This is a genomic window from Micromonospora sp. DT47 (genome assembly GCF_049844475.1).
In the GTDB taxonomy this organism is placed as follows: domain Bacteria; phylum Actinomycetota; class Actinomycetes; order Mycobacteriales; family Micromonosporaceae; genus Micromonospora.
On record NZ_JBNCLC010000022.1, the window covers coordinates 90,066 to 104,800 of the forward strand.

12 protein-coding genes and 1 rRNA gene are annotated in these 14,735 nt (G+C 72.3%); 6 read left to right on the top strand and 7 right to left on the bottom strand.

Annotated elements, in window-relative coordinates:
* Both ACLQ2U_RS26080 and ileS read right to left on the bottom strand, forming a co-directional pair.
* Complete coding sequence (locus ACLQ2U_RS26080) at positions 1 to 702, bottom strand: lysophospholipid acyltransferase family protein (RefSeq protein WP_425753526.1); 702 nt, start codon at positions 700 to 702, stop codon at positions 1 to 3.
* 136 nt (positions 703 to 838) lie between these two features.
* Positions 839 to 3,985 carry an isoleucine--tRNA ligase gene (gene ileS, locus ACLQ2U_RS26085; RefSeq protein WP_425753528.1) on the bottom strand — a complete coding sequence of 1,049 codons (3,147 nt, stop codon included), beginning with the start codon at positions 3,983 to 3,985 and terminating at the stop codon, positions 839 to 841.
* A 320-nt stretch (positions 3,986 to 4,305) separates the two neighbouring features.
* On the opposite strand from ileS, the gene ACLQ2U_RS26090 reads away from it, so the two are divergent.
* The 4 genes from ACLQ2U_RS26090 (at position 4,306) to ACLQ2U_RS26105 (ending at position 7,446) form a co-directional block, all read left to right on the top strand.
* Positions 4,306 to 5,322 carry an ABC transporter ATP-binding protein gene (locus ACLQ2U_RS26090; RefSeq protein WP_425753530.1) on the top strand — a complete coding sequence of 339 codons (1,017 nt, stop codon included), beginning with the start codon at positions 4,306 to 4,308 and terminating at the stop codon, positions 5,320 to 5,322.
* Positions 5,319 to 6,089 (top strand): ABC transporter permease, encoded by a 771-nt coding sequence (locus ACLQ2U_RS26095; RefSeq protein WP_425753532.1) that lies wholly within the window; start codon positions 5,319 to 5,321, stop codon positions 6,087 to 6,089. Before ACLQ2U_RS26090 ends, ACLQ2U_RS26095 begins: the two co-directional genes overlap by 4 nt.
* Positions 6,090 to 6,101: 12 nt before the next feature.
* Entirely contained in the window at positions 6,102 to 6,890 is a 789-nt protein-coding gene (locus ACLQ2U_RS26100; protein WP_425753534.1) for an ABC transporter permease, read from the top strand.
* Between the two features lie 115 nt (positions 6,891 to 7,005).
* Complete coding sequence (locus ACLQ2U_RS26105) at positions 7,006 to 7,446, top strand: carboxymuconolactone decarboxylase family protein (RefSeq protein ID WP_425753536.1); 441 nt, start codon at positions 7,006 to 7,008, stop codon at positions 7,444 to 7,446.
* A gap of 101 nt (positions 7,447 to 7,547) precedes the next feature.
* Here the strand turns inward: ACLQ2U_RS26105 and ndk are convergent, their stop codons facing one another.
* On the bottom strand, positions 7,548 to 7,973 hold the full coding sequence (ndk, locus tag ACLQ2U_RS26110; protein ID WP_425753538.1) for a nucleoside-diphosphate kinase: 426 nt from the start codon (positions 7,971 to 7,973) through the stop codon (positions 7,548 to 7,550).
* Between the two features lie 142 nt (positions 7,974 to 8,115).
* Between ndk and ACLQ2U_RS26115 the strand changes: the two genes are divergently transcribed.
* Positions 8,116 to 9,399: a VOC family protein gene (locus tag ACLQ2U_RS26115; RefSeq protein WP_425753540.1), complete on the top strand. Its 1,284-nt coding sequence runs from the start codon at positions 8,116 to 8,118 to the stop codon at positions 9,397 to 9,399.
* A gap of 7 nt (positions 9,400 to 9,406) precedes the next feature.
* Here the strand turns inward: ACLQ2U_RS26115 and ACLQ2U_RS26120 are convergent, their stop codons facing one another.
* The 3 genes from ACLQ2U_RS26120 to ACLQ2U_RS26130 are packed head-to-tail and all read right to left on the bottom strand — an operon-like array spanning position 9,407 to position 13,781.
* Positions 9,407 to 9,835: a DUF4233 domain-containing protein gene (locus tag ACLQ2U_RS26120; protein WP_425753542.1), complete on the bottom strand. Its 429-nt coding sequence runs from the start codon at positions 9,833 to 9,835 to the stop codon at positions 9,407 to 9,409.
* On the bottom strand, positions 9,832 to 11,166 hold the full coding sequence (locus ACLQ2U_RS26125) for a bifunctional folylpolyglutamate synthase/dihydrofolate synthase (RefSeq protein ID WP_425753544.1): 1,335 nt from the start codon (positions 11,164 to 11,166) through the stop codon (positions 9,832 to 9,834). The genes ACLQ2U_RS26120 and ACLQ2U_RS26125 overlap by 4 nt, the downstream gene beginning before the upstream one ends.
* Positions 11,163 to 13,781, bottom strand: a complete 2,619-nt coding sequence (locus ACLQ2U_RS26130; protein WP_425753546.1) for a valine--tRNA ligase — start codon at positions 13,779 to 13,781, stop codon at positions 11,163 to 11,165. The genes ACLQ2U_RS26125 and ACLQ2U_RS26130 overlap by 4 nt, the downstream gene beginning before the upstream one ends.
* 69 nt (positions 13,782 to 13,850) lie before the next feature.
* On the opposite strand from ACLQ2U_RS26130, the gene ACLQ2U_RS26135 reads away from it, so the two are divergent.
* A complete protein-coding gene (locus ACLQ2U_RS26135; RefSeq protein ID WP_425753548.1) occupies positions 13,851 to 14,534 on the top strand; it encodes a hypothetical protein in 684 nt (227 codons plus the stop codon).
* Positions 14,535 to 14,662: 128 nt separating this feature from the next.
* On the opposite strand, the gene rrf is transcribed toward ACLQ2U_RS26135, so the two are convergent.
* Positions 14,663 to 14,735, bottom strand: a 5S ribosomal RNA gene (gene rrf / locus ACLQ2U_RS26140); the annotation flags it as partial.

Genomic DNA, 14,735 nt, shown 5'->3' on the forward strand with positions numbered 1-14,735 from the left:
TCAGATCGCGGTGGGGGGCTCGCCGCTGACCGGCGGGTGGGCGCGCGGCGGGGCGTAGCGCGGCACGTACTCCTGGCCGGTGAGTTTCTGGATCTCGGCCATCAACTCGTCGGTCATCTCGCGCAGCGAGGTGCGGTCGTCCGACCGGCCGGTGAAGTCCAGCGGCTTGCCGAACCGGATGCTGATCTCGGCCCGGCCGGGCCGGGGCACCCGGGTGCCGATCGGCTGCGCCTTGTCGGTGCCGGTCACGCCGACCGGAATGATCGGCACGCCGGCCGCCACGGACAGCCGGGCCGCGCCGGTCCGCCCCCGGTAGAGCCGGCCGTCGGGCGAGCGGGTCCCCTCCGGGTAGACGGCGACGAGGTCACCGGCCTTGAGCACCGGGATCGCGGCGTCGAACGCGGACAGCGCCGCCCGGCCGCCGGCCCGCTCGACCGGGATGGCGCCCAGGCCGGTGAGGACGAACTTGGAGATGGCGCCCTTCGGGCCGGTGCCCTTGAAGTACTCCGCCTTGGCCCAGAAGGCCAGGTGCCGGGGGACGACGGTGCCGAGCAGAAGCTCGTCGGCGACGGAGAGGTGGTTGCCCGCGAAGATCGCGCCGCCGGTCGCCGGGATGTGCTCCAACCCCTCCACGGTCGGACGGAAGGCCAACCGGAGCGCGGGCGCCACGGTGAGCTTGCCGATGGTGTAGAGCAGGGGCACTGGTCCTCCGGCGGTCGTGCGTTGTACAGGCGGTGTCACGGTAGCGGACGCTCCCACGCCCACGTCAGGGCGGTGGCGGGCGGTCCAGCCGGTGGTCCGGCGACGCGCACGTCGCCGGACCACCGATGTCAGCGGGTCATACCCGCCGGACGGCGACCGTCACCCGCTCGCCCTCGCCGACCTCACCGGCGAAGCCCTCGACCCCCTCGCCGAAGTCGACGGTGTCGGCCAGCACCTCCCGGGCCACGAAGTCGATGAACCCGGCCACCGCCGCGCGGACCTCCTCGGAGGCGGACAGCAGCACCACGATCCGGTCCGAGACGTCCAGGCCGGCGTCCCGGCGGGCCTGCTGCACCACCCGGACCACGTCCCGGGCCAGCCCCTCGGCCGCCAGCTCCGGGGTGACCTCGGTGTCCAGCACCACCACGCCCTCACCGCCGGGCAGCGGCACGGAGTGCTCGGCGTCGGCGGCGACCAGGCGCAGCTCGTACTCGCCCTCGGCGAGGGTGACCCCGGCGGCGACCGGGGCGGCGTCGACCAGCTCCCACTCCCCCGCCTTGACCGCCTTGATCACCTGCTGCACCGCCTTGCCGACCCGGGGGCCGAGCGCCCGGGGCACCACGGTCAGCACCTGCTGGCAGTACGCGGACACCTCGTCGGTGAACTCCACCACCTTCACGTTGACCTCGTCGGCGACCAGGTCGGCGAAGGGTCGCAGCTGGGCGGCGACCGGCGAAGCCACGGTCAGCCGCGACAGCGGCAGCCGGACCCGCAGCCCCTTCGCCTTGCGCAGCGACAGCGCCGCCGAGCAGACGTCCCGGACGGCGTCCATCGCGGCCACCAGCTCGTGGTCGGCCGGGAACTCCGTCGCCTCCGGCCAGTCGGCCAGGTGCACCGACCGCTCGCCGGTGAGGCCGCGCCAGATCTCCTCGGCGGTCAGCGGCGCCAGCGGCGCCAGCACCCGGCAGAGCGTCTCCAGCACCGTCGAGAGGGTGTCGAAGGCGTTCACGTCACCCGACCAGAACCGGTCCCGGGAGCGGCGCACGTACCAGTTGGTCAGCGCGTCCAGGAAGGACCGGACGGTGGCGCAGGCGCCGGAGATGTCGTACGCCTCCATCTGGCCCTGGACCGTCTCGACCAGCTCCCGCGTCTTGGCCAGCACGTACCGGTCGAGCAGGTGGGTCGAGTCGGTCCGGCGCCGCGCGGTGTAGGAGTCGGCGTTGGCGTAGAGCGAGAAGAAGTACCAGACGTTCCAGAGCGGCAGCAGTACTTGCCGGACGGCGTCCCGGATGCCCGCCTCGGTGACCGCCATGTCCCCGCCGCGGAGCACCGGCGAGGACATCAGCATCCAGCGCATCGCGTCCGAGCCGTACGCGTCGAAGACGTGGTAGACGTCCGGGTAGTTGCGCAGGCTCTTGGACATCTTGCGGCCGTCCGAGCCGAGCAGGATGCCGTGGCTGAGGCAGTTGCGGAACGCCGGCCGGTCGAACAGCGCGGTGGCCAGCACGTGCATGGTGTAGAACCAGCCACGGGTCTGCCCGATGTACTCGACGATGAAGTCGCCCGGGTAGTGGTGCTCGAACCAGTCGCGGTTCTCGAACGGGTAGTGCACCTGGGCGAACGGCATCGAGCCGGACTCGAACCAGCAGTCCAGCACCTCCGGCACCCGGCGCATCGTCGACCGACCGGTCGGGTCGTCCGGGTTGGGGCGGACCAGGTCGTCCACCGCCGGGCGGTGCAGGTCGGTCAGGCGTACGCCGAAGTCCCGCTCGATCTCCTCCAGCGAGCCGTACACGTCCATTCGCGGGTAGTTCGGGTCGTCGGACTTCCACACCGGGATCGGTGAGCCCCAGAACCGGTTCCGGCTGATCGACCAGTCCCGGGCGTTGGCCAGCCACTTGCCGAACGAGCCGTCCTTGATGTGTCCCGGCGTCCAGTTGATCTGCTGGTTCAGCTCGACCATCCGGTCCTTGAACCGGGTCACCGCGACGAACCAGGACGACACCGCCTTGTAGACCAGCGGGGTGTCACAGCGCCAGCAGTGCGGGTACGAGTGGGTGTAGGTGTCCTGCCGGAGCACCACCCCCCGCTCCTTGAGCTCCCGGATCACCGGCTTGTTGACGTCGAAGACCTGCTCGCCCTGGTACGGGGGGACCAGCGCGGTGAACCGGGTGTGGTCGTCCACCGTGACGATGGTCGGGATGCCGGCGGCGTTGCAGACGTTCTGGTCGTCCTCACCGAAGGCCGGGGCCAGGTGGACGATCCCGGTGCCGTCCTCGGTGGTGACGAAGTCCGCGCCGAGCACCTGGTACGCGTTCTCCCCGGCCTGCTCGACCAGGAAGTCGTAGAGCGGCGTGTACCGGCGCCCGACCAGGTCGCGGCCGTACACCGTGCCGAGGAGCTCGAAGCCCTCCAGCTCCTTGGCGTACGCGCCGAGCCGGGCCGCGCCCACCACGTAGCGGGACCCGTCGCGCTCCAGCACCGCGTACTCGATGTCCGGGCCGACGGCGAGCGCCAGGTTGGACGGCAGCGTCCACGGGGTGGTGGTCCAGACGCCGAGCCGCACCGGGCCGCGCAGGAGCTCGTGGGCCGACTCGTCGGCGGTCAGCTCGAACCAGACGGTCAGCGTGGGGTCGTGCCGGTCCCGGTAGACGTCGTCCATCCGGGTCTCGGTGTTCGACAACGGCGTCTCGCACCGCCAGCAGTACGCCAGCACCCGGAAGCCCTCGTAGACCAGCCCCTTGTCGTGCAGGGTCCGGAAGGCCCACATGACGCTTTCCATGTAGTCCAGGTCGAGGGTCTTGTAGTCGTTGGCGAAGTCGACCCAGCGGGCCTGGCGGGTCACGTACCGCTCCCAGTCCTGGGTGAACTCCAGCACGGAGGTGCGGCAGGCCTCGTTGAACCGGGCCACGCCGAGGTCGAGGATCTCCGCCTTGCTGGTGATGCCGAGCTGCTTCTCGGCGACCACCTCGGCGGGCAGGCCGTGGCAATCCCAGCCGAAGCGCCGCTCGACGTGCCGACCGCGCATGGTCTGGTAGCGCGGCACCACGTCCTTGATGTAGCCGGTGAAGAGGTGGCCGTAGTGCGGCAGGCCGTTGGCGAACGGCGGGCCGTCGTAGAAGACGTACTCGTTCTTGCCGTCGGTTCCGGCGGGACGGGCCTCGACGGACGCCTCGAAGGTCTTGTCGGCCGTCCAGTGCTCCAGGACCCGGCGCTCGACCGCGGGCAGGTCCGGGCTCGCCGGGACACCGGCGGCGGTCGGGTCGTGCAACGGATAGGCCATCGGGGGTCGCTCTCCTCGCGCAGCTCACTCGTCGTGTGGGTCTGCGAGGACGAACCTTCTCGGGTACGCCGCCGGCGCCCCCGGGCAGGCCCGCGGTACCACCCCGCTTGGCGGCCAGGATCGACCGCCCGCTCGTTGGCCGGCTGTGACGGGCCGGACCCGCCCGGTTCTACTCGGGCGCGAGGCCCTTTCTTCCGGAGGCTCGCCGGTGATGGCCGGGTCGTCGCCTTACGGTCGTCAAGACTACCCGGCCCCGGACGGAGATCGCCGCCGAGTAACGGGAGTGCGGGGCGGTGGGGTCGGCCCATAGATTCGCGGGCATGAGCGATCACGCGATCGAGGCGGTCGGCCTGCGCCGCACCTACCGCAGCCGGACCGGATGGCTACGACCCCAGCGCCGGGAGGTGGAAGCGGTCCGCGGCGTCGACCTGACGGTCGGCCACGGCGAGCTGTTCGGCCTGCTCGGCCCGAACGGCGCCGGCAAGACCACCACCATCAAGCTGCTCAACACCCTGCTCATCCCGACCGCCGGCGAGGCCCGGATCTGCGGCTACGACGTGGTCCGGCAGACCCGCGAGGTGCGCCGCCGGATCGGGTACGTCTTCGGCGGCGACCGCGGCCTCTACGACCGGCTCTCCGCCCGGGACAACCTGCGCTACTTCGCCGAGCTGTACGGGGTGCCGGGCCGGGAGCAGAAGCGGCGGATCGCCGAGCTGTTCGAGCTGGTCCGATTGACCGGCCGGGAGGACGAGCGGGTCGAGGGCTACTCCCGGGGCATGCGGCAGCGGCTGCACATCGCCCGCGGGCTGCTGCACCGGCCGACGGTGCTCTTCCTCGACGAGCCGTCCATCGGCGTCGACCCGGTGGCCGCCCGGGAGCTGCGGCAGACCGTCGCCGACCTGGCCGCCACCGGCACCACCGTGCTGCTCACCACCCACTACATGGCCGAGGCGGACGAACTCTGCGGTCGGATCGCGGTGATCGCGGGCGGCCGGATCCAGGCCCTGGGCTCTCCTGCCGAGCTGCGCCACCACGCGGACGGCCGGCAGGTGCTGGAGGTCGAGGCGTACGGGGTGACCGACGGACAGGTCGCCGTGATCCGGGCCGTGCCCGGGGTGCGCGAAGCGAGCCTGTCGGTGCTCGGCGGTGGCGCGCAACTGCTCGGGGTGCAGTCCGACGCGGGGGTGGACGTGCAGGCCGACGTGCTGCGGGAGCTGGGCGGGGTACGCCTGGGCCGGGTGACCGCCCGGCAGCCCACCCTGGAGGACGCGTACGTGGCCATCGTCAATCGGACGGCGCAGCCGGCGCCGGTCGCCGAGGAGGAGGTGCCGGCGTGAGGACGCTGCGCCTGATCGCGCTCGGCGCGCTGCTGCACGTCAAGCAGGCCAGCCGGTCGCCGTTCGAGATCGCCATCGCGCTGCTGGTGCCGGTGGTCCAGGCGACCCTGGCGGTCTACCTGTTCCGGGCCGGCGGCGAACCGGACCGGCTGCTGCAGGCCGCCGTCGGCGCCGGGCTGATGGGGGTCTGGTCGACGGTGCTCTTCGGCTCCGGTGGGGCGATCCAGAGCCAGCGCTGGCAGGGCACCCTGGAGATGATCATGCTGGCGCCCCGGCCGCCCGCGCTGATGATCCTGCCGATCACCCTGGCCACCGGGATCACCGGCACGTACGCCATGCTCGCCACCCTGCTCTGGGGTCGGCTGCTCTACGGCATCCGGCTGGACTTCGCCCATCCGCTGGCCTTCCTGGTGGCGGTGCCGGGCTGCATCGTCGGGCTGGGCATGTTCGGCCTGCTGCTGGCCTCCACCTTCGTGCTGATGCGCAACGCGAACGCGCTGGCCAACACCCTGGAGTACCCGATCTGGCTGGTCTCGGGGATGCTCGTGCCGGTCACCGCGCTGCCCGGCTGGACCGGGCCGGTCGCCGCGGTGCTGCCCACCACCTGGGGGGCCCGGGCGGTGCACGAGGCGGCCGCCGGCGGTCCGGTCTGGCCGGCGCTCGGCGTCTGCCTGGCGATCAGCCTGGCCTGCCTGGCCGCCGGCTGGCTGATGATGACGTACGTCGAGCGGCGGGCCCGGGTCGCCGCGACCCTGGCGCTGACCTGAGGAGGGCATCCGATGACCGCACTGTTCCGGCTGGTCGGCACCGGGGGCGTGATCGCCTACCGGGCCCTGTTCAACTGGACCACCCCGTCGATCTTCATCGGCACCCTGCTGGTCGGCCCGCTGTTCCAGCTCTTCTTCTTCGCCTACCTCGGCCGGCAGTTCCAGGTGGCCGACGACCGGTTCTACATCGTCGGCAACGCGGTGCTCACCGCCTCGCTCGCCTGCGTCTACGGTGGCACCATGGCGGTGGCCAACGAGCGGCGCTTCGGCACCCTCGGGCACGTGCTGCTCTCCCCGCGCAGCCGCACCGCCGTCTTCCTCGGCCGGGTCCTCCCGTACGCCGGCAATGGCCTGCTGATCGCGGCCAGCACGCTCACCGTGGCGTCGCTGCTGCTCGGCCTGCGGATCCCGGCGGCGGCCCTGCCCGGGCTGCTGCTCGCCCTGGCGTCGGCGTCGCTGACCTGCGGCTTCTTCGGCCTCACCCTGGGCGCGCTGGGTCTGCGATTCCGGGACGTCTTCCTGATCTCGAACGTGTCGGTGGCGCTGCTGCTGCTCTTCACCGGGGTGAACGTGCCGGCCGACGGCCTGCCGGCCGGGATCCGCGCGGTCGGGTCCGCGCTGCCCATCACCCACGCCGCCGACGCGGCTCGCCGGCTGGCCGCCGGCGCCCCGCTCGCCGACGCCCTCCCGGCGATCGCCACCGAGCTGGCCATCGGCCTCGGCTACGCCGTGCTGGCGGCGCTGCTGCTCAAGGTGTTCGAGGCGGAGAGTCGTCGCCGCGCCTCCCTCGACACGTTGTGAGCCTCAGCGGGGCGGGGCGGCTCGACGGGCATGACCGGCGTCACAGCCCGGCGCCGTCACGCCCCGCCCCGGCAGGCCGTCGTATCGGTGTCACACACCGACCAGGGAGGTTGTCATGCAGCGGATCAACGCGGCCGAAGTGGCGCCGGAGGCGTACCGCGCCGTTTTCGGTCTGGAGAAGTACGTCCGGGCGAACGTCGACCACACCGTGCTGGAGCTGGTGAAGCTCCGGGCGTCGATGCTGAACGGCTGCGCGTTCTGCGTCGACATGCACAGCCGGGACGCGCTCGCGGCGGGCGAGTCGGGCCGGCGGCTCTTCGCGGTCGCCGCCTGGCGCGAGGCGCCCTTCTTCGACGAGCGGGAGCGCGCCGCGCTGGCGCTCACCGACGCGGTCACCCGGCTCGGCGAGCACGGCGTGCCGGACGACGTGTGGGACGCGGCGGCGAAGGTGTGGTCCGAGAAGGAGCTGGTCGACCTGCTGATGGCGATCGCGACGATCAACGTGTGGAACCGGATCGCCGTGACCTGCCGGACGGAGCTCCCGACGGACGCGTGACGGTCACCGAGGCGGCGCAGGCGGCCGGTGCGCTCGACGCGCACCGGCCGATGCTGCTCGGCTTGGCGTGGGCCGGGCCCGGTCAGCTCGCCCGCCGGGGGTCAGCCCAGCTCGGGGAACCAGAGCCCGATCTCGCGCTTGGCGCTGTCGACCGAGTCGGAGGCGTGCACCAGGTTCTCCCGGTTGGACAGGGAGAGGTCGCCGCGGATGGTGCCGGCGGCGGCCTTGCGCCCGTCGGTGCTGCCGATCATGCCGCGGACCACCTCGATCACCTGGTCCCCGGAGAGCACCAGCGCCACCAGCGGGCCGCCGGTCATGAAGGCCTTCAGCGGCGGGTAGAACGGCTTGTCGACGTGCTCGGCGTAGTGCTGGTCGGCGAAGTCCCCGTCCAGGGTCCGCGTCTCCATGGCATCGATCCGCAGGCCCTTCCGCTCGAAGCGGGAGATGATCTCACCCACCAGGCCGCGGCGGACCGCGTCGGGCTTGATCAGTACGAGCGTGCGCTCATCCGGGCTGCTGCTGGACACGCTGGTTTCCTCCTGTGCGCGGAAGGCGGTCGGGCTGGGTACGGTCAGCCTAGCGACCCGGTCCCGGCGTCGGCGCGGCGGCTGTTCCTTCCCTCGGTTGCCGATCGGCCCTAGCCTGGCCTTGACCCTGGGAGGTTCCACTGTGGCGAATGGCGGGAACCGCACCATCGCGCCGGTACGCAAGCTGATCGCCGCGGTGCTCGGCACCGTGGCCACCTTCGTGGTCCTGTTCGGGCTGGGGATGACGAGCTGGGCGGTCGTCGCGCTCGGCGTGGCCCTGCTGGTGCTGGCGATCGCCCTGGCCACGGTGCGCGGCGGTGGGCGCACCTGGGTGGTCGGCGTCGGGCACGTGCACAGCGCCTCCGAGCCGCCGACCCAGTACGCCTTCGGCCGCTGCGAGCTGCAGCTGGTGATCGACGCGCCGGGCCTGCCGCCCCGCTCCAAGAAGATCATCGAGCCGCAGGTGCCGGTGGCGAAGTGGCCGTCGTTGGGGCAGACCCTGCCGATCCGGGTGGCCCTCGACGACCAGCGGCACGTCCGGGTGCTCTGGGACGACGTGCCCACCCACGCCGAGACCGCCGCCACCGCCGCCACGGTCGCCGACCTCCCCCCCGAGTACGCCGACGCCGAGCCGGTCGACGAGGTGCTGATCCAGCAGGAGGCCCCGCCGTGGGCGGGCCGTACGGCCGACGACGACCTGCGCGACGAGCTCCGCGACCCGCCTCCGGCAGACCCGCTCCGGGGTGACCCGCTGGCCGACGACGTCGAGGTGCTGACCGATGAGCGCGAGCCGGTGGTGCTGCATCACCGCCCGGGCGGCCCGGTCGTGCTGGAGGGCATCCTGGTCGAGCCGCCGCCGAGCAGCGGGCTGCCCCGCCGGGCCCCGACCCCGCGCCCGCCCGCCGAGGAGCGCTTCGACGCCCCGATCCTCGACCCGATCGACGTACCGCTGGACGACCCGGGCCCGGCCCGCGACCACCTCGGCCCGGACGATCTGGACGAGGCGATCTTCGGGTTCGACCCGGCCGCGGCACCGGCGGACCCGGCCGCCCCGTTCGGCGGCGTCGGGCTCACCCTCCTGGTCACCGACCTGGCCCGGTCGCTGGACTTCTACCGGGACGTGCTCGGCTTCACCGAGGTCGACCAGGGCCCCGGCAACGCGGTGCTCGCCTCCGGCAGCACCCGGGTGGTGCTGCGGGAGGTCACCGGGGCCGCCCCGATCAGCCGGCGCCTGGTGCACGTCAACCTGGAGGTCGACGACATCGACGCGGCCTACCGGCGGCTCAGGGATTCCGGCCTCCGCTTCACGTACGCCCCCCGGGTGGTCAACCGGGGCGCGAAGCTGGAGGTGTGGGCGGCCGCCTTCCGGGACCCGGACGGCCACGGCATCGCGCTGACCCAGTGGCGGGAACGCGCCGACGCCTGACCGCCCGTCAGCCGAGGATGACCCGACGGACGTGCAGGGCGTACGCCCACACCAGGGCGAAGATGACGCCCAGCACCAGCAGCGACCAGTGCAGCAACCCGGAGAGCATCAGCAGGCCCTGCAGCACCGTGCCCGCGTTCCACGCCCAGGGCCGACCCATCCGGCCGGCCAGCACCACGCAGGCGACGGCCAGCGCCACGATCGCCGCGATGGCCGCCCCGCCCAGGTCCCCGCCGACCACCCGGATGGGCTGGATGGCGAGCAGCAGCACCAGCGCCTCGAGGGCCAGCGTCCCCGCGCCCAGGCCGCGCACCGCCTTCTCGGGGTTCCGCAGCCCGGACCGCCGCTCCCCCGGTACGCCCTCGTCGGCACCCGGCCCCTCGGCCGGGCCCGGCTGGACGCTCGGGGTCGGACGGTCCTCCTCGGGGGCGCTCATCGCTTGAACAGCCGTCGGGCGTCGGCCACGGTCACCATCGACCCGGTGACCAGCACGCCGACCCCGGACAGCTCGCCGGGCACGTCGGACTCGGCCTCGGCGATGGCCAGCTCGATGGCGTCCGGCATCTCCTCGGCAACCTGCACCCGATCCGGTCCGAAGAATTCCTGGGCCAGCTCGGCCAGCTCGTCGACCGGCATCGCCCGTGGTGAACTGTTGCCGGTGACCACCAGCGAGTCGAGCACCGGTTCCAGCAGCTCCAGCAGGCCGGCCGCGTCCTTGTCGCCGAGCACGGCGAGCACGCCGACCAGCTTGCTGAACGCGAACTCCTCCTGCAGTGCGGTGACCGTCGCGGCCATCCCGTGCGGATTGTGCGCGCCGTCGAGCAGGACCGTCGGGGCGGTACGCACCTTCTCGAGGCGACCGGGGGAGCTGGTCCCGGCGAAGCCCTCCCGGACGGTCTCGATGTCGAGCTGCCGCCGGGCGCCGGCCCCCAGGAAGGCCTCGACGGCGGCGAGCGCCACGGCGGCGTTCTGTGCCTGATGGGCGCCGTGCAGCGGGATGAACACCTCGTCGTACACGCCGCCGAGGCCCTGGATGCTGAGCACCTGGCCGCCGACCGCGACCGCCCGGCCGAGGACGCCGAACTCGGCGCCCTCCCTGGCGAGGGTGGCGCCCACCTCGGCGCAGCGCTCCAGGATCGGCCGAGCAGCCTCCTCCTCCTGCGCGGCGCAGATGACGGTCGCGCCGGAGTGGATGATGCCGGCCTTGTGCAGGGCGATGTCCTCCAACGTGTCGCCCAGCCACTCGGTGTGGTCCAGCGCGATCGGGGTCAGCACGGCCACCCCGGCCTGGATCACGTTGGTGGCGTCCTCGGCGCCGCCGAGCCCCACCTCGACCACCGCGACGTCGACCGGGGCGTCGGCGAACGTCGCGAACGCCAGCGCCGTGGTCATGTCGAAGTAGGTCAGCGGCTCGGCCGAGCGCTGGTCGACCAGCTCGGCCAGCGGGGCCACCTCGCGGTACATCGCGACGAAGCGCTCCTCGCTGACCGGCTCGCCGTCCAGGCTGATCCGCTCCCGCACCGTCTCCAGGTGCGGGCTGGTGTAGCGGCCGGTGTGCAGCCCGAACGCCCGCAGCAGCGAGTCGATCATCCGGGCGGTCGAGGTCTTGCCGTTCGTCCCGGTCAGGTGGATCGACGGGTACGCCCGCTGCGGGCTGCCGAGCAGGTCAAGCAGGGACTCGATCTTCTCCAGCTCGAAGGCCATCCGGGTGAAGCCCCGCCCGGCCAGCTCGGCGTCGATGGCGGCGAAATCGGTACGGTCGGTCATGAGGGCAGCGCCTCCAGAGCGGCGTCGATCCGGACAAGGTCCGCCTCGGCCACCGCCAGCCGGTCGCGGATCTTGGCAACAACGGGCTCGGGGGCCTTGCCGACGAACGCCGGGTTGTCGAGCTTCGCCCGGGCCTGCGCGACCTCCTTCTCGGCCGCCGCGCGGTCCTTGGTCAGCCGGGCCCGCTCGGCGGCCACGTCGATCGAACCCCGGGTGTCCAGCGCGACGCTGACCTCACCCGGCATGGCGAGGGTGGCGCTGGCCTGGAAGTCGTCGCCGGGGGCGTCGAGCCGGACCAGCGAGCGGATCAGCGGCTCGTGCGCGGCGATGCCGGCGACGGTGAGCCCCTCCAGCCGGGCCGCGACCCGCTGCGTCGGGCGCAGCCCCTGATCCGAGCGGAACCGCCGGATCTCGGTCACCACCCGCTGGACGGTGCCGACCTCGCTCTCCGCGGCGTCGTCGACGAGGGTACGGTCAGCGGCCGGCCAGGCGGCCTTCAGCAGCGTCTCGCCGCCGGTGAGCGCCGTCCACAGCTCCTCGGTGACGAACGGGATCACCGGGTGCAGCAGGCGCAGCAGCTGGTCCAGCACGTGGCCGAGTACCCGGCGGGTGGCGTCGGCGGCCGGTCCGGCCTCGGCGAGCACCGGCTTGCTCAGCTCCACGTACCAGTCGCAGACGTCGTCCCAGGCGAAGTGGTACAGCAGGTCGCAGACCTTCGCGAACTCGTACGCCTCGAACTGCTCGTCCACCTCGGCGGTGACGTGCGCCAGCCGGGAGAGGATCCACCGGTCGACGGTCGACAGCTCGCCGGCGGCCGGCAGCGGGCCGTCGGTGTGCGCCCCGTTCATCAGCGCGAACCGGGTGGCGTTCCAGAGCTTGTTGCAGAAGTTCCGCGAGCCCTGGCACCACTCCTCGCTGACCGGCACGTCCTGCCCGGGGTTGGCGCCGCGGGCCAGGGTGAACCGGGTGGCGTCGGCGCCGAACCGGTCGATCCAGTCCAGCGGGTCGACCACGTTGCCGAACGACTTGGACATCTTCTTGCCGTGCTCGTCGCGGACCATGCCGTGCAGGGCGACCACGTCGAACGGCTGCCGGCCGTCCATCGCGTAGAGGCCGAACATCATCATCCGGGCGACCCAGAAGAAGAGGATGTCGTAGCCGGTGACCAGCACGCTGGTCGGGTAGAACTTCGCCAGGTCGGGGGTCTGCTCCGGCCAGCCCAGGGTGGAGAAAGGCCACAGGCCGCTGGAGAACCAGGTGTCCAGCACGTCCTCGTCCTGGCGCCAGCCGTCGCCGGTGGGCGGCTGCTCGTCCGGGCCGACGCAGACGATCTCGCCGTCCGGGCCGTACCAGACCGGGATGCGGTGGCCCCACCAGAGCTGCCGGGAGATGCACCAGTCGTGCATGTTGTCGACCCAGGCGAAGTAGCGCTTGGCCAGCTCGGCGGGCTCGATCTTCACCCGACCGTCGCGGACCGCGTCACCGGCCGCCTTGGCCAGCGGGGCGGTGTTGACGAACCACTGCAGCGACAGCCGCGGCTCGACGGCGGTCTTGCACCGCGAGCAGTGCCCCACCGCGTGCACGTACGGCCGCTTCTCGGCCACGATCAGGCCCTGCTCGCGCAGCGCGGCGACGATCGCCGGGCGGGCCTCGTACCGGTCCAGGCCCTCGAACGGGCCGGGGGCGGTGATGATGCCGCGCTCGTCCATGATCGTCAGCGCCGGCAGGTCGTGCCGCTGGCCGATCTCGAAGTCGTTCGGGTCGTGCGCCGGGGTCACCTTGACCATGCCGGTGCCGAAGGCCGGGTCGACGTGCTCGTCGGCGACGATCGGGATCCGCCGGTCGGTGAGCGGGACGGCGACCTCGGTGCCGATCAGGTGCCGGTAGCGCTCGTCGTCCGGGTGGACGGCCACCGCGGTGTCGCCCAGCATCGTCTCGGCCCGGGTGGTGGCCACCACGACGTCGGCGCTGTAGCGGATCGAGATCAGCTCACCGTCGTCGTCGGTGTGCTCCACCTCGATGTCCGACAGCGCGGTGAGGCAGCGCGGGCACCAGTTGATGATCCGGTTGGCCCGGTAGATCAGTCCGTCGTCGAAGAGCTTCTTGAACATGGTCTGCACGGCCCGGGAGAGGCCCTCGTCCATGGTGAAGCGCTCGCGGTCCCAGTCGACCGCGTCGCCGAGGCGACGCATCTGGCCCAGGATCGCCCCGCCGGACGCGGCCTTCCACTGCCAGACCCGCTCGACGAACTTCTCCCGGCCGAGGTCGTGCCGGGAGAGCCCCTGGCTGGCGAGCTGCCGCTCGACCAGGTTCTGGGTGGCGATACCGGCGTGGTCCATGCCCGGCAGCCAGAGCGCCTCGAAGCCCTGCATCTTCTTGCGCCGGGTAAGTGCGTCCATCAACGTGTGCTCGAACGCGTGGCCCATGTGCAGCGAGCCGGTGACGTTGGGTGGCGGGATGACGATGGTGAAGGGGGGCTTGTCGCTCTCCGCCGACGCCCGGAAGTGGCCGGCGGCTACCCACTGCTCGTACCGTCGCTGCTCTACCTCGCCGGGCTGGTACTGGCCGGCAAGGGCGGGGGCGTCGGGGCGTCGGGCATCCAGTCTCTCGGTCACCCTGAAAGTCTACGGAGCGCTTCCGCGGACCTGACGTGCGCCACCTGTCATTCGCGTACGGTGGCGGACATGTCCGACGCACATCTCACCGAGCGTCAGCTCATCGAGGGGCCCGAGCCGGTCGACCTGACCGAGGAACCGATCCGGCTGAGCAACCACGACCCGGAGGACGACCCGGCCCGTCGCGCCCCGGCCTCCCGCCGCCGGCGGATCGCCCTGGCCGTGGCGCTGGTCGTCGGTCTGGCCGGGGCCGGTGCCCTCGGCACGGCCAGCTGGCGGGTGGCCCAGCAGAAGGACACCCGGCTGACCGCCCCGGACCAGGTCGCGGGGCTGAGCCGCGACGACTCCGAGCGGGCCCGGAGCACCGCCGACTACCTGCGCAGCGGGTTCGCCGCCGACATCGACCTGGACCGCAGCTTCGGCACCATCTACCGCGACCCGGCGGACGAGAAGCGGGCTGTCCTGCTCTTCGGTGGCACCACCCTGCTCTGGCAGCCGGAACGCGACCTGGACAGCCTCTTCGGCCTGATGGCGGACGAGACCGGCACGGTGACCGGCGTCCGTGAGGTGCCGGCCGGGACGTTCGGCGGCGTGATGAAGTGCGGCACCACCAGCGGTGACGGCGGCGACTTCGCGGTCTGCGGCTGGGCGGACCACGGCAGCGTCGCGATGGCGATGTTCCCGAACCGGTCGGTGGAGGACGCCGCCGGCCTGTTCCGCCAGATCCGTGAGGGCGTCCAGACCCGGGACTGATCGGTGGTCAGGGTTGCGGCCGAGTCCCGCTCCGCGCACGCCGCGGCCCTTTCCCCGGGTACGCACATCGCGACGTCCTAAAAACGCAGTAGGCCCACCCCGATTCGGGGTGGGCCTACTGGAAGATTGTCCGGCGGCGTCCTACTCTCCCACACCCTCACGAGTGCAGTACCATCGGCGCTGGAGGGCTTAGCTTCCGGG

Coding starts and splice junctions, on each gene's coding strand:
- ACLQ2U_RS26120 (WP_425753542.1), bottom strand. CDS start 9,835: ATGAGCGCCCCCGAGGAGGACCGTCCGACCCCGAGCGTCCAGCCGGGC.
- ACLQ2U_RS26135 (WP_425753548.1), top strand. CDS start 13,851: ATGTCCGACGCACATCTCACCGAGCGTCAGCTCATCGAGGGGCCCGAG.
- ACLQ2U_RS26090 (WP_425753530.1), top strand. CDS start 4,306: ATGAGCGATCACGCGATCGAGGCGGTCGGCCTGCGCCGCACCTACCGC.
- ACLQ2U_RS26105 (WP_425753536.1), top strand. CDS start 7,006: ATGCAGCGGATCAACGCGGCCGAAGTGGCGCCGGAGGCGTACCGCGCC.
- ACLQ2U_RS26125 (WP_425753544.1), bottom strand. CDS start 11,166: ATGACCGACCGTACCGATTTCGCCGCCATCGACGCCGAGCTGGCCGGG.
- ACLQ2U_RS26100 (WP_425753534.1), top strand. CDS start 6,102: ATGACCGCACTGTTCCGGCTGGTCGGCACCGGGGGCGTGATCGCCTAC.
- ileS (WP_425753528.1), bottom strand. CDS start 3,985: ATGGCCTATCCGTTGCACGACCCGACCGCCGCCGGTGTCCCGGCGAGC.